The following is an 18,513-nucleotide window of genomic DNA, read 5'->3' as shown; positions in this document are numbered from 1 at the left end:
TGGCTGGCTGAAGGAGAACCGTCGCATCGTGACGCGCTTCGACAAGCTCGCAACAAGTTTTGCGGCGATGGTCTCATTGGCCTGCGCTATGCGGTGCTTGCGACAATACTTTACGTACAGAGCCTAGGACCTGGGAGATGAGCGGTGACAGATTCGACTTGATGAGCAACCACATACCCACGCCGTTGCCGATGTTTGTTGCTAGCGCGACCAGTGCAAACCGAAGAGGCTGAAATTTCCGAAAGCCATCCGCCTTAAAACAGTACGCCCTATTACCTATGAAGCTTGCAATAGCGCCTACCAGGCCGCCGAAAATACTGGCTAGAAATGGCGTAGACATCTCTGTAGCTACCAGCAACAGGAACACAAAATAATGGATTGCAGTGGCTATGAATCCGATCCCTAGATAACGAATCAGTAACCTATAAAGAGGTGGGCTTTTATTTTCCATGTCCGAAGCCTATGGAGGCAAAGGTGAAAAAATGGTGAATCAAATGTAAAAGCACCGCTACCTAAACACACATGTTTCGAGGAACAAAAAAACGGGATGCTAGGCTAGCAGGCTATAATATCAGCAGGATTGCTTGAAAATTACGCTTTGGCAATGAAGGGCCTCCAATAACGCACGCATGACCTACACATTACAATGTTGACAATATAAGGAATGCCGGGCGGCGTTGAGATAAATTCCCCGCATCAAGGGGGACCTAATGGTTACACAAAATGAAACATATACAAGCGGCTCTGTTTCTTACAGTCCTGACATATTGGATGATCTGCCAATTGATGATCAGCTAGCGCTAGAATTTTTCGCAACAGCACGTTGTGCGAGTTTCAAACAGGCTGCCCGAGGGCTCAATGTACCGGTGGTAGGCTTGCGGAAACGCCTAGAAAAGCTTGAGGAGCACATCGGTGCTCCAGTATTTGTCTATAAGCACAACAAGCTTGCTCTGACGCGCACAGGCGAAAGGGTCAGTCATTACCTGAGCCAGCTCTTCGGCCCAGACGGCCTCGGCAAGGCCGGCGAGAAGGAAGTGCCCAGGCTTACCATCGCGATCACGGAGCCGGTGCTCAGCGACATCGTGAACCGCGATCTGGTCGCATATGTGCGGGATCATGCCGAAATGCAACTAGAAATCCACTCTGAGTGCACAGCGAGAATGCTCTCTGAGTGTGAAGTTGATGTAGGCATAATTTTCGTCACCCCGGATGATGACGGCGAGCTCGATCGAAACCCTACCTATAGGTTTGAAAGGCTTGGTCGAATTGGGCATTCGCTGTTTATTTCCAGTCGCTACTCACGAAGCGTCACGCTGCCAGTTGAGAACGTGGATCTGCATAACTTCATGCTCGTTGTCCCTTGGGATGATGAGATCTTGGCAGACTCACAAAAATGGGCTTCGATAATGGCCGAGCATCAGGGAGGCACAACACGGGTAAAAAACTATAACTTGTCACGCGGCCTCGTCGTCGGAGGCGCTTGCATCGGTGTGCTGCCGGACTACAGTAGAAAAATGGAAAGGAACATCATTCCTATACCGGGTTTCCTGGATGACCTAGTGGAGAAAGATATCTATCTTGTTATCAAATCGACATGCATTCGTAACCCACAGGTATTGGAGATCCGCAGATTGATAAAAAAGAGCTTTTTTGATAAGAAGGATTGGCTTGTTCGGTGACAATTTTGTTAGGTTACAAAATCTCCCCTTAACACTCCAGCAACACAACTGTCATTTTTGCTTGCAAACTAGTCAGAGTGCTTAGAACAAAGGCATCTTGTTACAGCGGGTGACGAACGTGACCTGCTCCTATCTTCAAGATCTATAACGGCCGGCACAGGGCGAAACAATCTGTCGGCTGCTAGCACTTAACACACGAGAGGCAAGCAATGATCCGTTCTTCGAACATGCGGGAAAAGCTGTTGGTCGCTGCAATAGTAGGCACATTTTCCTCGCAAGCATTTTCCGGAACAGTCACTACCGACGGAGCTGACCTAGTTCTAAAAACCAAGGGCGGTCTTGAACTTTCTACCACCGACAAGGAATTCAGCTTCAAATTGGGCGGTCGCGTTCAGGCCGACTATGGCCGATTCGACGGTGTCTTCACCAAGAACGGCGATACCGCAGATGCGGCCTACTTCCGTCGCGCCTACATCGAGTTCGGCGGCACTCTGTACCGAGACTGGAAATACCAGGTCAACTATGACCTGTCCCGCAACACTGGTAACGACTCCGATGGCTACTTTGATGAGGCCAGCCTGACGTACACCGGCTTCGCCCCAGTCCAGCTGCGTTTCGGCCGCTTCTACACCGATTTCGGTCTTGAGAAGGCAACCAGCTCGAAGTGGACAACTGCCATGGAGCGAAACCTCTCCTACGACGTAGCCGACTGGATCAACGACAACGCCGGCATGGGTGTTCAGGCGACCAGCACCATCGCTGACATGGCCTACCTGTCGGGTAGCGTTTTCAGCGAAACCAACAACGACTCCGACGGTGACAGCACCAAGCGCTACAACGTGCGTGGTGTTTTCGCACCGCTGCACTCTGACGGTAATGTCCTGCATGTCGGTGCCCAGTATGCCTATCGCGACCTCAAGGACAGCGCCGTCGACACCCGTATACGCTCGCGCCTGGGCGTTCGCGGTGTAGACACCAACGGCGGCGGCGATGCGGGAACCAACGGCAATCGCATGCTGTTCGGTGGTGCTGCTGCGCAAGAAGGCCTTTGGGACAACGATTCGGTCTGGGGCGTTGAAGGCGCCTGGGCCACGGGTCCATTCTCCGTTCAAGCTGAGTACCTTCGCCGCAAGCTGAAGGCTGATCAGTCCGCCAATGACATGAAGGCTTCGGGTTACTACGCACAGATGGCGTACACGCTGACCGGCGAACCGCGAATTTATAAGCTCGACGGCGCGAAATTCGACACCATCAAGCCACAGAACAAAGATCTGGGCGCCTGGGAAGTTTTCTACCGCTTCGACGATATCAAGGTCGAGGATGGCAATCTGGTTGCCACCGCGGACCAATCCGATGAACGCAAGGCCAAGAGCCACACGGTCGGCGTGAACTGGTACGTCAACGAGGCGGTGAAAGTCAGTGCCAACTACATCAACGTGCGCACAGACAACAACGAAAACACTGTCGGCGACGACAAAGGCAACGCCTTCATCACTCGCCTACAATACGTGTTCTGATTCCCCAATCAGGTGACACAAAAAAGCCGGGAGCGCTCAGTGCACTCCCGGCTTTTTTGTGCGCTTCGTTCAATGATCAGGCGTCTTTACGATAAGCCAACAGGCGAAGGGCATTGAACACGACAAGGAGCGTGGAACCCTCATGAATGGCAACGGCAGCGCCGATGCTCAAGCCCATGATGGTGGAGGGAACCAGGATGGCCACGATTCCGAGGCTGACGAACAGGTTCTGGCGAATGATCGAGCGGGTGTGACGACTGAGGCCGACCGCAAAGGGAAGCTGCCGGATGTCGTCTGCCATCAGCGCGATATCGGCCGTTTCCAAGGCGACATCGGAGCCTGCCGCCCCCATTGCGATGCCTACGCTCGAATGGGCCATGGCAGGCGCATCATTCACGCCGTCGCCCACCATGGCGACTTGGGAGCTGAGGCGAAGGTTCTTGATCGCCTGTACCTTGTCGTCTGGCATCAGATCTCCCCACGCTTCGTCCAGGCCGACTTGCCTGCCCACTGCTTCGGCGACGCGGTTGTGGTCCCCGGAAATCATGATCATGCGGTCGATGCCCATTTCCCTGAGTTTCTGGAGTGCCTCTTTCGCTCCTTCTCGGGGGGTGTCCAACAAGCCGATCACCCCCAGATCCTTGTCAGCACGGCGCACCACCATGGTAGTGCGGCCCGACTGGCGCAGGCGCTCTGCTGCCTCTAGGGCGGCTTTGCTAAGGGCCGGAATGGCGTCGGCACCGAACATCTCGACTTTGCCAATCCAGACGAACTGATCATCCAGCTCAGCGCGTACGCCGCGGCCAACCAGGTTTTTCAGGTTCCTGGCCTGGTATTTGCCCCTGCTACCAATCATCTCCTCGCCGTCGCGCACGATAGCTGCGGCGAGTGGGTGGTCGCTCATAGACTCCACTGCGATAGCGACGGCCAGCAGGTCCGGAACCTGGGTACCGGCTAGCGGTATCACATCGGTGATGCGGGGACGCCCCTCGGTCAGGGTGCCGGTTTTGTCGAAGGCCATGGCATTCAAAGAACCGAGTTCTTCGAGCGGAGCACCGCCCTTGATCAGTACCCCGCCTCTGGCAGCCCTGGCGATGCCGGAAAGAATGGCGCTGGGTGTAGCAATCGCAAGCGCACACGGGCTGGCTGCGACCAAGACCGCCATGGCACGGTAGAACGAATCACGGAATGGCTCATCGATGAAAATGCCAGCACACATCAGCCCTACCACCAGAAGCAGGACCAAGGGGACGAACACCCTTTGGAAACGGTCTGTGAAGCGTTGAGTCGGCGACTTTCTGACCTCGGCTTCACTGACCATTTTGATGACCCGCGCCAGGGTGCTTTCCGTGGAGCGACGCGTTACTTCGACCTCAATCAGGGTTTCGCCATTGATGGTGCCGGCGAAGACTTTCGACACAGCATCCACGGCATCCGGCTTGCTGCGGGCAAGAGCGGCATCAGCGACTGGTTGCTTGTCCACCGGGACGCTCTCACCAGTCACGGGAGCCTGGTTGATGCTTGAAGAGCCTACGACCACAAAGCCATCGGCCGGCAAACGGTCATTGGGGCGTACGATGACAATGTCGCCAGGCACGAGGAGTTCTACAGGCAACTCCTTCGTGCCGTTTGTGCTCCGCACGATGGCGGTGGCAGGGGCGAGCTTGGAAAGTGCCTCGATGGCTTTCTTGGCTCTGCCCATCGCATAGCTTTCCAGTGAATGCCCCAGGCTGAACAGGAACAACAGCAGTGCACCTTCTGCCCAGGCGCCAATGCTCGCGGCCCCCGCTGCGGCGAGCAGCATCAGCGTGTCGATTTCGAAGCGCTTCTGGCGGATATTGCTGATCGCCTCCTTGGTGGTGAACCATCCACCGAACACGTAGGCAGATACGTACAGAACTAGCGGCAGCCTGTCGATCAGCCCGAGCTTTCCGGCCAGAACTCCGGCACCGAGCAGCGCACCACAGATCAGTGCGAAGACCAACTCGGTGTTCATGCCGAAGATGCCCCCATGCTCATGGCTGTGGCCTTCGTGCCCCGCTTGGTCGTCGGGGCGTTCAAGCAAACTTTTCATAACTCGTACCTTCTGGGGTATCGCTATTGATTAGCTGAAATCTATTTCACGGCTTGCCCGAGGGCTGATCATTAAGAGTGACGCTCTTAACAAGGGGTAATCCCCCCATTCCTAAAACTCACCAGAAGTAGACCTCAGGCCACCAGGGCCAACTTCTGTTTTGGGGTAATGCCGCCGAGGGCCATATTCGGGCGCTCGTGATTGTATGTCCAGATCCAGTTCGTACCATAGTCCTGAACTTCGGCTATCGACTCAAACAAGTAATGTCCCAGCCAGTCATAGCGCACAGTCCGGTTATAACGTTCAACGTAAGCATTCTGCTGTGGATTACCCGGTTGAATAAAGTCCAAGCGGATGCCTCGTTTCTTCGCCCACTCAGCGAGCTTGGCACTGATGAATTCTGGGCCGTTGTCGCTGCGGATCGCCTGCGGTTTACCACGCCATTCAATGACCTGATCCAGCGCACGCACCACGCGCTCAGCCGGTAGCGATAAATCAATCTCCATGCCCAGGGCTTCGCGGTTGAAGTCGTCAATCAGATTAAAAACCCGAAAGCTGCGTCCATCAGCTAACTGATCGTGCATGAAATCCATCGACCAACACTGGTTGGCTGCCTGCGGAACGGCCAGCGGTTCAGGCTTCTCGCGCACGATGCGCTTACGCGGCTTGATCCGCAGATTCAGTTCCAGTTCGCGGTAAATCCGATACACCCGTTTATGGTTCCAGCCATAGCCCTTCACGTTGCGCAGGTACAGAAAACACAAGCCAAACCCCCAATTGCGCTGGTTATGCGTGAGTCGGATCAGGTGATCGGCGATCTCGGCGTTTTCAGGCGATAGGCGCGATTGATAGCGATAGCACGTGCTGCTGACCCCGAAGGCCAGGCACGCGAGCTTGATACTGCATCGACCTGAACGAACCGCTTCCTGCGCCATCTCTCGTCGCCGCGATGGCTTCACCACTTTTTTGCCATGGCTTCCTGGATGATTTCGGCTTTGAGCCGCTCTTCGGCGTACATTTTTTTGAGACGCCGGTTCTCATCCTCCAACTCGCGTAACCGAGCCATCAGCGATGCGTCCATACCGCCGAACTTGGTGCGCCACTTATAGAAGGTGGCCGAGCTGATAGCGTGCTCGCGACATAGCTCTGGCACCGGGCTTCCAGCCTCGGCTTGCTTGAGAATGGCCATGATTTGGCTGTCTGAAAAACGTGATCTCTTCACGCAAAATTTCCTTGATCCGATTAGGAGAAAATTCTACTTCTGGTGAGTATTCTTTTCAGGGGGGATTACCAAGGCACGCAGGGGAAATAAAAAATGCCAGGCTCTGCCTGGCATTTATGAATTCATTAATTATTCTATTCAAAGCGCTCACTACTTATTGTTGATGCATTGCGAGTACATGGAGTAGCGAACCGTTTTGAGCGTACCCTGGGAGTCCTCGAAGCTCATCAACCGTGGGTAGACCTGGCAGGTGCGGGGGTCTTGAGATTGGCGCACGAATTTCGCCACATCGATTTTCATGCCGTATTTGTAATCTTGAATTTCCGGCATCGGCTTGCCATTTTTCTCGGCATACTTCGCCACAGCGGTCTGGTGGTCGTTGATATATTGCAGCTGCTTGCTTTCTGAGAAAGTGTTGGCCTGCGAAGCCATCGAGAAAACAACAAGTGCAGCAGCAATAATTAGCTTTTTCATAATAACCTCTCAAATTCAAATCTTCTCGGGCGTAACTTTAGCAACGCATAGGCATCACTGGCATGACGAGAAACTTACAATTTTGAAAGGTAAGTGCATCTGGCTCATATAAAACAAAAAAGCCCACAACGTGTGTTGTGGGCTTCTCTTTAGTGGCTATCAGCTAACCACTTCGGCCTCATCACCGTCTTCATCCTTGCGGTGTGCCCATTGATACAGGGCAGGGAGCACCAACAAAGTCAGCGCGGTGGAGGACAGGATCCCGCCAATCACCACTGTCGCCAGTGGCCGCTGAACCTCTGCACCGGTACCGGTTGCCAAGGCCATCGGGATGAAGCCCAGGGACGCCACCAGGGCTGTCATCAGCACAGGTCGCAGTCGGGTCAACGCGCCTTCGTCGACGGCCTGCCTAAGCGTTCGTCCCTCCTCTCGCAATCCGCGGATGAAGGCAATCATCACCAGGCCGTTCAGTACCGCGACGCCGGACAGTGCAATGAAGCCAACCCCAGCCGAGATCGACAGCGGGATGTCCCGCAGCCACAGCGCCACGACGCCACCGGTGAGTGCGAATGGAATACCGGTGAACACCAGCATGCCGTCTTTCAGGTTGTTGAACATCAGGAACAGCAGGGTCATGACCAGCAGCAAGGCCACCGGAACCACGATCTGCAGACGCTTGGCCGCCGATTGGAGCTGCTCGAACTGGCCACCCCAGGTGGTCCAGTAACCAGCAGGAATCTGCACCTTGGCATCCAGCGAAGCGGTTGCCTCTTGAACGAACGACCCCAGGTCGCGGCCCCGGACGTTGGCGCTGACGATCACCAGACGCTTGCCGTTCTCGCGGCTGATCTGGTTCGGACCCAGCTGCAGGTCCAGGTTAGCGACCTGCGACAGCGGGATGAAGCCGATCTGATTGGCACCTTGAGATGCATTGGCCGGTACAGGGATCAGAAGGCTGGACATACCTGCTACGTCGGTACGTACGGTCTCAGGCAGGCGCACCACCATGTCGAAGCGACGGTCGCCTTCATACAACGTGCCGGCCGTACGACCGCCGACAGCGATGGCGATCGAGTTCTGTACATCCGCGATGTTCAGGCCGTAGCGTGCGGCTTTCTCGCGGTCGATGTTGATGGTCAGCACCGGCAGGCCGGTGGTCTGTTCAACCTTGACCTCCGAAGAGCCCGGTACCGCTTTGAGCGCTGCAGCGATCTTGTTGGCCGTGTTGTTGAGCACGTCCATGTCATCGCCGAACACCTTCACTGCGACGTCACTCCGTACGCCCGAGATCAGCTCGTTGAAACGCAACTGGATGGGCTGGGACAGCTCATAGTTGCTGCCTGGGACACCGGCTGCGGCTTTCTGCACTTCAGCAATCAGCTCATCGCGAGGCTTCTTAGGGTCGGGCCACTGATCCTGAGGCTTGAGCATGATGTAGGCGTCGGAGGCGTTAGGCGGCATCGGGTCGGATGCGATTTCGGCTGTACCCGAGCGCGCAAACATCCGCTCTACTTCCGGGACCTGCTCAATCACAGCCTTTTCAAGGCGTTGCTGCATTTCTACGGATTGGGTCAGGCTCGTACCTGGCACGCGCATGGCCTGCATCGCAAAGTCACCTTCACTGAGGCTTGGAATGAACTCGCTACCCATACGACTTGCAAGCACACCACTGAGCACGACCAGGACTACAGCGGCCGAGAACGCGATGTTCCGATGCCCAAGGACCCACTTCAAAATCGGCTCATAACGCAGCCGCGCAGTGCGCATCACCACGCCTTCCTCTTCCTTGACCTTGCCAGTGACGAACATGGCGATGGCTGCCGGAACGAAGGTGACGGAGAGGATCATTGCACCCAGCAGCGCCATCACAACGGTGAAGGCCATGGGGTGGAACATTTTGCCCTCGACGCCGGTCAGGGCGAAGATCGGCAGGTACACCACCATGATGATCAACTGACCGAAGATCAGTGGCCGGCGAGCTTCACCCGCAGCAGCGAAGACCTCATGGAAGCGCTCAGCTTTGGTGAGCATACGGCCATGCTTGTGTTGCGCATGAGCCAGTCGACGGATCGCGTTTTCTACAATTACCACGGCACCGTCGACGATGATTCCGAAGTCGAGTGCGCCTAAGCTCATTAGGTTGGCGCTGACCTTGTTGTTGAACATACCGGTGAAGGTGAACAGCATGGACAACGGGATCACCATCGCGGTGATGAGTGCAGCACGGATGTTACCGAGGAACAGGAACAAAATGGCGATTACTAGAATCGCGCCTTCCACCAAGTTCTTCTTCACAGTTGCAATAGCTTTTTCAACCAGGTTGGTGCGGTCGTAGACCGTCACGGCAACCACACCTTCTGGAAGGGTACGGTTGATGTCAGCCAGTTTGGCGGCAACAGCCTGAGACACGGTACGGCTATTTTCACCGATCAGCATGAACACGGTGCCGAGTACGACTTCGCGACCGTTCTCGGTGGCAGCCCCCGTCCGGAGCTCTTTGCCAATGCTAACGTCAGCGACGTTGCTGATTCGAATCGGTGCGCCATCGACACTGGTGATCACAATGTTGGCGATGTCTTCGATGTTACCGACCTGCCCTGGCGCACGGATGAGGAGCTGCTCACCATTACGCTCGATGTAACCGGCGCCGACGTTGGCGTTGTTGCTTTCCAACGCTGCGACCAGATCATTGAGGGTCAGTTTGTATGTAGCTAGGCGCTTCGGATCCGGCGCGACCAGGAACTGCTTGGCGTAACCACCGATGGTGTTGATCTCGGCCACACCTGGGACGTTCCGCAGCTGCGGCTTGATGATCCAGTCCTGGATCACACGCAGGTCGGTTGGGGTGTACGGTGTACCGTCTTCCTTGACCGCACCATCCTCAGCTTCAACGGTCCACAAGAAAATTTCACCAAGCCCAGTGGATACCGGACCCATGACAGCCTCAACGCCCTCTGGCAACTGCTCCTTCGCAACTTGCAGCCGCTCGTTGATCAACTGGCGGGCAAAGAAGATGTCAGTGCCATCCTTGAAGATCACGGTGACCTGAGACAGGCCAGAGCGAGACAAGGAACGGGTCTGTTGAAGGCCCGGGAGACCGGCCATGGCCGTTTCAACTGGAAACGTGATCCGCTGTTCAGTTTCCAATGGCGAATAGCCAGGCGCAGCAGCGTTGATCTGCACCTGGACGTTAGTGATGTCGGGTACCGCATCGATGGGCAGCTTCTGATAGCTGTAGATACCGATGCCGGCCATGATCAGAACAGCGATCATTACAACGATGCGCTGCTCAATGGCGAATCTGATGATACGTTCAAACATGAGAAATCATCCTGTCAGTTCGCATCAGTGACCGTGTTCGGCAGACGCTTTGCCGAGCTCAGACTTGAGTGTAAAGCTGCCACTGGCTGCTACTTGGGCGCCGGCTTGGATGCCGTCGATGATTTCCACGTATCCATTGTCACGGCGGCCCGTTTTTACCGGCCGAGTGTCAAAGCCTTCCCTGGTGCGCACAAATACCGAGGGTTTGTCTTCAACGGTCTGCACGGCGCCTTCAGGAACGGCCACAGCCACTCGATCGGTCTGAGAAGTGACGGCGATGTTCACGAACAGACCTGGACGCCAGGCGCCGTGAGGGTTGGTCAAGGTAACGCGAACGGTCGCTGCACGGTTTTGCTCACCCAGCAGGCTGCCTACATAACCCACCTTGCCGTCGACCTCGACGTTCATGTCGGGCGATGAAACTTTTACCGCACGGCCCGTCACCACCTTGCCCAGTTCAGTGGGAGGGACAGCGAAGGTGGCCCACACCTGATTCAGGTCGGACAAGATGAAAGCGTTAGTCGCCTCGCTGACGACTTCACCCATGGTCAGGTGCTTCTCTACCACCACGGCGTCAAAGGGTGCCCGAAGCTCGTAACGATTGCCGCCTACGGAATTGACCGAAGCGCCGATGGCACCGACCTTCTGCTTGGCATTGGCCAGAGATATCTCTGCTTCTTGCAGCGCTTGGCGTGCCTGCAGGTAATCCTGCTCGGCGGAGATCTTGTCCTGCCACAGTTGCTTCTCACGGTCGAAGGTAACGCGGGCCAGCTCTACGCGTCGCTGTGCGGCTTGTTGTTCGCTGCGCAGGTCAGAAATCTGTTGGCTGGCAATCACTGCGAGGACTTGGCCTTTCTTAACGGCTTCGCCCAAGTCGGCCTGGACACTTTCAACAACGCCAGGGACCCGAGGGACAACATGTGCAGTCCGGTCTTCGTCGAAACGAATCTCCCCCGGGAAAGTCACAACGGTGCCGAGGTCACGGGGGGCCGCAGACTCCAGGACTACCCCAGCTGCCTTGATCTGTTCAGCGCTCAGGGTCAGCTTGCCCTCTTCCTCACCACCCTCTTCGCTATGGCCTTCTGCACCATGACCCTCATCACCCTCCTCTTTGGCGGCTGATGCGGTCGTCTTCTCATCGCCATGGCCATCGTTAGCGCCGTGCTCGACGGTACTGGCGGCCTGCTCTCCGGAACTGTTGTTCCAGGCAAGGCTGCCAAATCCAAGGGCTGCCACAGCGGCGACCGCGAGGGCGATCTTGCGTTTGTTATCCATTGCTACTCCTGCTGATCATAGGCACCGACGTGTTATGCCGAGCGCCGAAGAAAATTTCTGGCCCGTTCAACGAACGCCGGCAGTCGAACCGACATCGCCATAAACCCTTTCCACCTGCGCACGCGCATTGGTCGCTGTTGCCAACGAATCGAGGTATTGGCCACGAGCGACGATCAAGGTGCGCTGGGCATCCAGCACTTCGATGAAGCCGAATTTGCCCATCTCGAAACCGCGAGTTGCGGTCTCCACAGCCTGCTGTGCGGACGGCAGAATGGTCTTGTCGTAGGACTCGACCTCCTGCATGGCGGTCGCCCACTGGTTTACTGCGGTTTGGGTTTCGCTACGCAGCCTCAGCTCAACTGCGTTGCGCTGGTCTCGGGCTTGATCTGCGCGTCGAGAAGCGGAAAGAATGTTGCCCTGATTACGATCAAACAGCGGCAATGGCATGGACAGTCCTACAGTGTTGACCCGTTCACGTACGGAGCGGTCGTACTGGCTACCCACGCTTACAGTGAGGTCTGGGATTCGCTGAGCTTTCTCTGAGCCGAGGGACGCATCGCTTTTGTCGATCTGCACCACGGCCTGACGCATTTCCGCAGTTTGATCGAGCCTCGACAACAGCTCTTCAGCGTCCGGAGGCAAACCTGGGGAGAGGGTCGGCGAATCCAGGCGATCGAATACTGTGACCGAGCTCCCCGTAATTTGAGCTAGCTGCTGGTAAGCGGTCGCTTTCTCCGTTTCGGCGCGTCTGACCTGCAGCTTGGCTTCGGCCAACTGTACTTGAGCACGAGTAGCCTCTACTGGGGAGGATTTACCTGCGCGAACGCGGCCGTCGACAATGCGCAGACCACGCTCAGTCAGCTCCAGAGATTGCTTGGCTAGATCTAGGCCAGTCTGCGCTCGCAATGCTGCGTAGAAGGCTTGAACGACCTCGGCGCGCAGAGCGTTCACTCGACGGTCCAACTCCAGCTGTGCAGCAGTCTGGCCATAGGTGGCGACGTCAACACGTGCGCCCCGCTTTCCGCCCAGCTCCAGGGTCTGGCTGAGCGTCACAGTTGTCTGGCTAGTGCTGCGACGGGTGTCTTCTACGTCGTACGAGATTGTTGGGTTGGGGATAAGCCCTGCCTGCTTGCGTGCCCCATCTGCGATCCCAATCTCCTGACGGGCGGCGGCCATGTCAGGGTTGGCATCCATCGCCGTCGAAAGCGCTTGAGGCAAGCTGATGCTTTGGGCAAATGCAGCAGGTGCCATCAGCCCGGAGATGACCGCACAGAGTGCGGCTATCTTCCAGGGTGAGATTGAGGTCTTAGGAAAGACATTGCGGATATACCGGGGCACTTTAATGGTCCTCGTGCACAAACTTCGATAAAGCTTGGCGAGAACGCCGAAACAGCTGCCAAGCCCCACTGGATTAGGTGATGGCACTCTAAAGAGCGGTAGCTATCAGAGGGGTGGCTAGAAAATTACAATTTCGTAAGAAAAGTGGGTAATGCCCGTAAACACTGAGAAATTCAGTCGAACCCAGGATTTGATTACAACCGAGAGAGATGGCTAACACACGGTGCTAGGCACCCGGATAACCTGTAGATGACGAAATTGTAATTATCCTATCACCCTCCCGTTATCTTCGGCCTGCAAATATGAGCTCGGCGCTCTTCATAGGCGCGCCGCCGGGTCAGAACATATAAAGACACCCGCGTCGGTACACATAATAAAAACTGCCGTAAATCAAAGGAGCATCAGATGAAAATCAAAGTACCACTGTATTTGGCGGCAGTTTCTGCGCTGTCTGGAAGCTATGCAATTTCTGCTCAAGCTGAAGACAAACCAGAAGGTTTCATTGAGGGCAGCAGCCTTACAGTGCTCAACCGCAACTTCTACTTCAATCGTGATAATCGCGACAGTTCGGCTCCCACTTACAACAGTGGTAAGGGCAACACCAACGGCTACTCCGAAGCCTGGGCGCACGCGCTCATTTCCAAATTCAACTCTGGTTTTACCCAGGGTACCGTCGGTTTTGGTGTTGATGCCTTTGCAATGATCGGCCTCAAGCTTGATACCGGCGACGGTCGCAACGGCGGCCGTAGCTCCTTCGACGTGCTGCCCGTTGATAACAAGGGTGAGGCGCGTGATGAATACACCAAGGTTGGCGGAGCGGCCAAAATCCGCTTGTTCGATACCGTGGTGAAAGTGGGTGATGTATTCCCATCGACGCCGGTCGTCGCAGCGGGCGACTCGCGCCTCCTGCCAGAAAGCTTCCGCGGCGTGACCGTTGAGAACAGCAGCATCCAGGGCCTCACCCTGCAAGGTGGTCGACTGCATGCAATGAGCCAACCGGTTTCCAGTAACCTGAACGACAATTTCGTTACCTTCTATGGCGGCCCGGTCAACTCGCCTTGGATCGGCTACGGCGGCGGTGACTACTCGATCAACGACAATTGGACCGTGAGTGTCTACGGCAGCCAGTTGAAAGATGTCTGGAACCAGTACTACGCCGGTACCAGCTTCGCCTACCCACTGAGCGATGACCTCGCGCTGATTGGTGGGTTCAACTACTACAAAGCCGTGGATGAAGGTAAACGCCGACTGGGCGAGTTCGACAACAATATCTGGAGTGCCAAGGTCGGTGTTCGCTACGGCGCCCACACCTTGGCCCTGTCACACCAGCGCAACAATGGCGATGACGATTTTGATTACCTGCGTCAGTCGGACTCAATCTTCGTAGACAACTCGATCCAGTACAGCGACTTCAACTCGCCGAAAGAACGCTCCTGGATGATGCGTTATGACCTTAACTTCACCAGCTACGGTATTCCTGGTCTGACGTTCATGACCCGCTACGCAAGGGGTTCGGGCGCAGACTACTCGAACGCCAACCAGTTCTACATGCGTACCGACGACAACGGCAATCCGCTCACCGATCAAAAACGTTGGGAGCGTGACGTCGAGGTGAAATATGTCGTTCAAACCGGCCCGGCTAAAGACTTGTCCTTCCGGTTGCGCCAAGCTACCACGCGTGCCACTGCTTTCGAATCGGACCTTGATGAAACTCGCGTGATCATTGAATACCCGCTTTCTATTCTGTAATTCTCTGATCGGATCAGTTTTCCATGAACTGGCCCCTCAGAAAAACGTGCATTACGCATTCACCTTGAGTGGCTTAAGTGCTCCTTTGGTAAAAGGTGAATATTTGGCGCCCTTTGGGCGCCTTTTTTTATCTAAAATTCGAGCAGTTGTTCGAGTTCATGCATCGCATGTCGATGCAGCTCATGGCTACACCAATGTCCAGCCTCCTCAATGAGGGGAACTTCGCCGTCATCTGAACGGAATGAAACCAGAACAAAGAATAGAATAACCCAGTACTTCATAAGGTCAAATCACCTATTGGAGAGAGGGCTCGCATCTGTCAAACCCAAACCGCGACAAGATATAACGCCAGACTATCAAATATATTACCTAGAAATTACAAATCCGTAATTTAGCCCCCAGACAACTCTTTTTGATTTACCATTCATTTCAATAACGCCGGCGCGCGTGCGCGGTTAATTGCTCAGTGATGTCGAGACAAAATCCCATGCGAATTCTGGTAATTGAGGATGAAGTAAAAACTGCGGAGTATGTGCGTCAAGGCCTTACTGAATGCGGTTATGTTGTAGATTGCGTCCATACCGGTTCAGATGGATTATTCCTGGCCAAGCAGCACGAATATGAGTTGATCATCCTTGATATCAATCTGCCGGAGATGGATGGGTGGCAGGTGCTTGAACTGTTGCGACGTAAAAACTGCCCTTCTCGTATCATGATGCTGACGGCTAGAAGTCGCCTAGCAGATAAGGTTCGGGGCCTGGAGAACGGTGCAGATGACTACCTAATCAAGCCATTTGAGTTCCCAGAACTGCTGGCCCGGGTCCGCGCCTTGATGCGCAGGTCTGACCACCCTGCATCCGTCGAGATAATTCGTGTAGCTGACCTCGAACTCGACCAGAGCCGTCACAGAGCCTTCAGGGATGGCCAGCGCATCGATTTGACTACAAAAGAGTTTGCACTGTTGCACTACCTGATGCGCAACACGGGGGTGGTACTGAGCCGTACGCAGATCATCTCACAGGTTTGGGACATGAACTTTGACTGCGATACAAACGTTGTAGAGGTGTCGATTCGAAGGCTCAGAGCCAAGATCGATGATCCTTTCGAGACGAAGCTTATCCACACGCTCCGAGGCGTGGGCTATGTTCTTGAGAAGCTGTAAGCGACCAACCGCCTAGCCTTGGAAACAGCTCGACTGATTATCCAGCGCCTACTACATTGACAGTTAAATTTTAATTCCAACAGCACTTATCTTCGCAATAAGCATGTCAAACCAACAAGCACCACCCATTGACCCGGAGTCAAGGAGACCAGACCACGAGAAATTTAGTGATACGCAATCCACTCAGAGTACTGATAGGACGGTCGTGGCGGAACGGGGCAACGAAAGCCAACAATCCAGCCATTAATCGCAAAAATCGCTCTGGGTTGCCGATTGGAAAACTACCAATCAGACAGTGGAATCTAGAGATCCACCACATAAAACGCAATTCCCACCAGTACGATCTAGCTCTCCGGGGCCAACAGGTTTTACCATCAAGATACTAATATCAATCGAGTGACTTAGCATTGCCTCGATAAGGTCAATGTATTGAACTCGAATCGCTTCATACATAGTCCGCACCATAACAACTTCACGCTGAAGCTTATGATTCTTTTCTTGAAGATTCCTGTATTTAGCATCGCCATCATGATTAATCTTTGAAACTAGACAAGACCGCAAGCAAGCGTCAATTTCAGATTGATATTTCCTGATTGTCTCTCTAGAAACTCCTGCGTATTTAGAAAATTCTTTTTGGCTATAAACATATCCTCCAATTTCTTTTTGGCGAACACTTATCAATTCCAAAATCTTAGAATTGAGATACCCCTTTAGACGCTCACCTCTGAGCTGCATAAGCCCCCCGATATATTAATTCTTTTTAAAAATCTCATTCAACAGAAAATCAGCCGACAGTTCAATATTTTTGAAATGTTGGTATTGCGGACTCAACTCCCCTCCAGCAGTTAAGATATGATTCTTTATTAAGTTAGCGTCTCGGCTCAATCTTTCAATTTCCAGACGCTGCGCATCATCTTGAACGTTCACTATTAAATCCTCGCAAGGCTTGCCATTTGTCCCCTTCGCCAAACATGACAGACTGTGCTGGCATGGTTTCAACGCAAGGTTGTGAGCGCACGCTCCATGTGGCATTGGATTAACCACACGAATGGCTGCTGAAAGATATTCCTCTGCGGCTTGACGATTTTCAATTCTAAGTTTATTGAAAGTTGTTTGAATAACCCCCACAGCTCTATCTTGCCTAACACTTTCAATCATATCCTGCAGAATCAATGATCTGCTTAAAGCTGGTGTATGATCATAAACCTGAGCCTGCGTGAGGTCTGAACGTCCTAGGATCAGGTTCACCTGAACATCAGATAAACCTCCCTGCTTATAGACAGTATTGAGCCAATGCCTAATATCATGCCAGTAAAACTCAGCCACTTCACCGGTACGAGGATCGAGGACATTAAATTTCTTAAATAATGACTCTTCAGTTCTTGATGTACCATCAAGCCACCCTTGAAACATACCAACCGAAACCTTCCTAAATTCCCTATCACTCTTAGCATTAGAAAATGTCAACAAATTCCGCGGGATAATGAATAATGAATTTTCCGGCTCTAGAATTGCCACACCATTCTTTTGGATCGTAGGCAGAATTTTTCGAGCAAAGTTTAATTCGAACTCAAAATCAGGCTGAAATGGAAAAGTTTTATTCTCAAGCTGACACAACAAAGCCTCATCAAGGATATCGTCAACAATCTCACGCATCCATGATGGATTGAAGGTAACTTCACAAAATGCCTCAAGACGCTGCAACGATATAGCATGAGGGTGGCGCCTCAACCTGCTTCGCCACTTATATACATTTGAAGTCAAAGGCAAATATTCATTCCAAGCTTTCTCATACATAAATATCTTAGAATTCATAGCTTTCTGACATTGAAGCAACTTGACAACTGTTCGTGTAGAGGCACCCAGAAATGCCGCGACCTCAGACACACGCCCGAGGCGTCCAACCAACTGAATTACATCTACAAATTGCCCTGTAGATTGATAATAAACCCCTCGCGGCGTATACAAATCGAATTCGCTCACCCATTTCGCGACAAACTTACGCGCATAATATTTCAAACTAATAGGCGTTTTTTTTACTTCCTTCCAATTCACCCCTGGATTCAATCTCATTTTCTTAACAATACGACGCCCTTCCGCAGTATGTTCAGTGATAAATTCTACCGCTGCGCGTACTGCTGGGTATAAATCTTGCGGAAATGGTCGGAAGTACAATCGCCCTCCCTTTTCGGGAAATATTTTTATAACCCATTTCCCCTCTTGCTGTATCAAGCAATCTACAGGAAGACATGCCAGCTCATTGATTCTACCGCCCACAGCTGCGTTAATCACTAGCGCACTAATATAAAATCTATCCCGAAAAGAAAGTTCTGGATGAGTGGCCAATCCGAATAAATCTCTAATCACCTCTGTAGGTAGGAACTTTCGCTCTCTTCCCTCTTCACTTCCATGCCGGCCATACTTACATCTGCCTTTTGGAGCATCATAGATTACCCTTAAACCAATTCGCTTCTGCATCCATTTAGCAAAGCCCTGAAGTGTTGTTAAAGTTGAAATCTTCCCGGTCACCCCGCGCTCTGCGTAGGTCCTTTCAACCGCTTTAAAATCCAATAGATCCTGAATTCAACACATAAGTGCAACGCTCACCCCTGCATAAACTTCGTACGGCGTCTTCCAGCCCAGGCGTTTTCGCGGGCGTAAATTGATCTTCGTTACCACGCGACTGACCGCCTCGACGGTCA

13 protein-coding genes and 2 pseudogenes are annotated in these 18,513 nt (G+C 53.5%); 5 read left to right on the top strand and 10 right to left on the bottom strand.

Translation table 11 applies throughout. The features are described from left to right. Window positions 1-127 (top strand): annotated as a pseudogene (locus tag AC19YR_RS23065) (IS5/IS1182 family transposase); the annotation flags it as partial. Here AC19YR_RS23065 and AC19YR_RS23060 read toward each other — a convergent pair. Continuing rightward, window positions 74-451 (bottom strand): GtrA family protein, encoded by a 378-nt coding sequence (locus tag AC19YR_RS23060; protein ID WP_149415110.1) that lies wholly within the window; start codon window positions 449-451, stop codon window positions 74-76. The pseudogene AC19YR_RS23065 and the gene AC19YR_RS23060 overlap by 54 nt on opposite strands. Before the next feature lie 259 nt (window positions 452-710). On the opposite strand from AC19YR_RS23060, the gene AC19YR_RS23055 reads away from it, so the two are divergent. Both AC19YR_RS23055 and AC19YR_RS23050 read left to right on the top strand, forming a co-directional pair. Further along, window positions 711-1,679: a LysR substrate-binding domain-containing protein gene (locus AC19YR_RS23055; protein ID WP_103438541.1), complete on the top strand. Its 969-nt coding sequence runs from the start codon at window positions 711-713 to the stop codon at window positions 1,677-1,679. Between the two features lie 209 nt (window positions 1,680-1,888). Next, the gene (locus AC19YR_RS23050; RefSeq protein ID WP_034137073.1) at window positions 1,889-3,196 is read left to right on the top strand and encodes an OprO/OprP family phosphate-selective porin; all 1,308 of its coding nucleotides are present in this window, start codon (window positions 1,889-1,891) and stop codon (window positions 3,194-3,196) included. Between the two features lie 76 nt (window positions 3,197-3,272). Here AC19YR_RS23050 and AC19YR_RS23045 read toward each other — a convergent pair whose 3' ends face one another. From AC19YR_RS23045 to AC19YR_RS23020, 6 genes are all read right to left on the bottom strand, one after another. Then, window positions 3,273-5,270 carry a heavy metal translocating P-type ATPase gene (locus tag AC19YR_RS23045; RefSeq protein WP_034137072.1) on the bottom strand — a complete coding sequence of 666 codons (1,998 nt, stop codon included), beginning with the start codon at window positions 5,268-5,270 and terminating at the stop codon, window positions 3,273-3,275. 134 nt (window positions 5,271-5,404) lie between these two features. Then, a protein-coding gene (locus AC19YR_RS23040; RefSeq protein ID WP_095010513.1) for an IS3 family transposase occupies window positions 5,405-6,492 on the bottom strand; the annotation gives its coding sequence in 2 pieces (ribosomal slippage) (window positions 5,405-6,240 and window positions 6,240-6,492; 1,089 coding nt in all). Between the two features lie 150 nt (window positions 6,493-6,642). Next, on the bottom strand, window positions 6,643-6,966 hold the full coding sequence (locus AC19YR_RS23035) for a DUF2790 domain-containing protein (protein ID WP_034137071.1): 324 nt from the start codon (window positions 6,964-6,966) through the stop codon (window positions 6,643-6,645). A gap of 159 nt (window positions 6,967-7,125) precedes the next feature. Next, window positions 7,126-10,287: a CusA/CzcA family heavy metal efflux RND transporter gene (locus AC19YR_RS23030; protein WP_034137070.1), complete on the bottom strand. Its 3,162-nt coding sequence runs from the start codon at window positions 10,285-10,287 to the stop codon at window positions 7,126-7,128. Window positions 10,288-10,311: 24 nt separating this feature from the next. Continuing rightward, window positions 10,312-11,562, bottom strand: coding sequence for an efflux RND transporter periplasmic adaptor subunit (locus tag AC19YR_RS23025; RefSeq protein ID WP_400631104.1), 1,251 nt, complete (start codon window positions 11,560-11,562; stop codon window positions 10,312-10,314). A 66-nt stretch (window positions 11,563-11,628) separates the two neighbouring features. After that, the gene (locus tag AC19YR_RS23020; protein WP_139273552.1) at window positions 11,629-12,900 is read right to left on the bottom strand and encodes a TolC family protein; all 1,272 of its coding nucleotides are present in this window, start codon (window positions 12,898-12,900) and stop codon (window positions 11,629-11,631) included. 405 nt (window positions 12,901-13,305) lie between these two features. Here AC19YR_RS23020 and AC19YR_RS23015 point away from each other — a divergent pair, with 405 nt between their 5' ends. Next, window positions 13,306-14,649 (top strand): OprD family porin, encoded by a 1,344-nt coding sequence (locus tag AC19YR_RS23015; RefSeq protein WP_034137067.1) that lies wholly within the window; start codon window positions 13,306-13,308, stop codon window positions 14,647-14,649. A gap of 487 nt (window positions 14,650-15,136) precedes the next feature. Then, entirely contained in the window at window positions 15,137-15,811 is a 675-nt protein-coding gene (locus tag AC19YR_RS23010; RefSeq protein ID WP_400631102.1) for a heavy metal response regulator transcription factor, read from the top strand. Window positions 15,812-16,099: 288 nt separating this feature from the next. Here AC19YR_RS23010 and AC19YR_RS23005 read toward each other — a convergent pair whose 3' ends face one another. The 3 genes and pseudogenes from AC19YR_RS23005 to AC19YR_RS22995 form a co-directional block, all read right to left on the bottom strand. Then, on the bottom strand, window positions 16,100-16,546 hold the full coding sequence (locus AC19YR_RS23005; RefSeq protein WP_125923840.1) for a hypothetical protein: 447 nt from the start codon (window positions 16,544-16,546) through the stop codon (window positions 16,100-16,102). A gap of 15 nt (window positions 16,547-16,561) precedes the next feature. Continuing rightward, window positions 16,562-18,340, bottom strand: coding sequence for a hypothetical protein (locus AC19YR_RS23000; protein WP_500600282.1), 1,779 nt, complete (start codon window positions 18,338-18,340; stop codon window positions 16,562-16,564). A gap of 54 nt (window positions 18,341-18,394) precedes the next feature. Then, window positions 18,395-18,513: pseudogene (locus tag AC19YR_RS22995) on the bottom strand (IS30 family transposase); the annotation flags it as partial.

It is taken from the genome of Pseudomonas sp. MF08817, assembly GCF_059862705.1.
This window is presented reverse-complemented; position numbering and strand designations above follow the sequence as displayed.

Coding starts and splice junctions, on each gene's coding strand:
- AC19YR_RS23025 (WP_400631104.1), bottom strand. CDS start 11,562: ATGGATAACAAACGCAAGATCGCCCTCGCGGTCGCCGCTGTGGCAGCC.
- AC19YR_RS23005 (WP_125923840.1), bottom strand. CDS start 16,546: ATGCAGCTCAGAGGTGAGCGTCTAAAGGGGTATCTCAATTCTAAGATT.
- AC19YR_RS23035 (WP_034137071.1), bottom strand. CDS start 6,966: ATGAAAAAGCTAATTATTGCTGCTGCACTTGTTGTTTTCTCGATGGCT.
- AC19YR_RS23050 (WP_034137073.1), top strand. CDS start 1,889: ATGATCCGTTCTTCGAACATGCGGGAAAAGCTGTTGGTCGCTGCAATA.
- AC19YR_RS23060 (WP_149415110.1), bottom strand. CDS start 451: ATGGAAAATAAAAGCCCACCTCTTTATAGGTTACTGATTCGTTATCTA.
- AC19YR_RS23015 (WP_034137067.1), top strand. CDS start 13,306: ATGAAAATCAAAGTACCACTGTATTTGGCGGCAGTTTCTGCGCTGTCT.
- AC19YR_RS23010 (WP_400631102.1), top strand. CDS start 15,137: ATGCGAATTCTGGTAATTGAGGATGAAGTAAAAACTGCGGAGTATGTG.
- AC19YR_RS23045 (WP_034137072.1), bottom strand. CDS start 5,270: ATGAAAAGTTTGCTTGAACGCCCCGACGACCAAGCGGGGCACGAAGGC.
- AC19YR_RS23055 (WP_103438541.1), top strand. CDS start 711: ATGGTTACACAAAATGAAACATATACAAGCGGCTCTGTTTCTTACAGT.
- AC19YR_RS23030 (WP_034137070.1), bottom strand. CDS start 10,287: ATGTTTGAACGTATCATCAGATTCGCCATTGAGCAGCGCATCGTTGTA.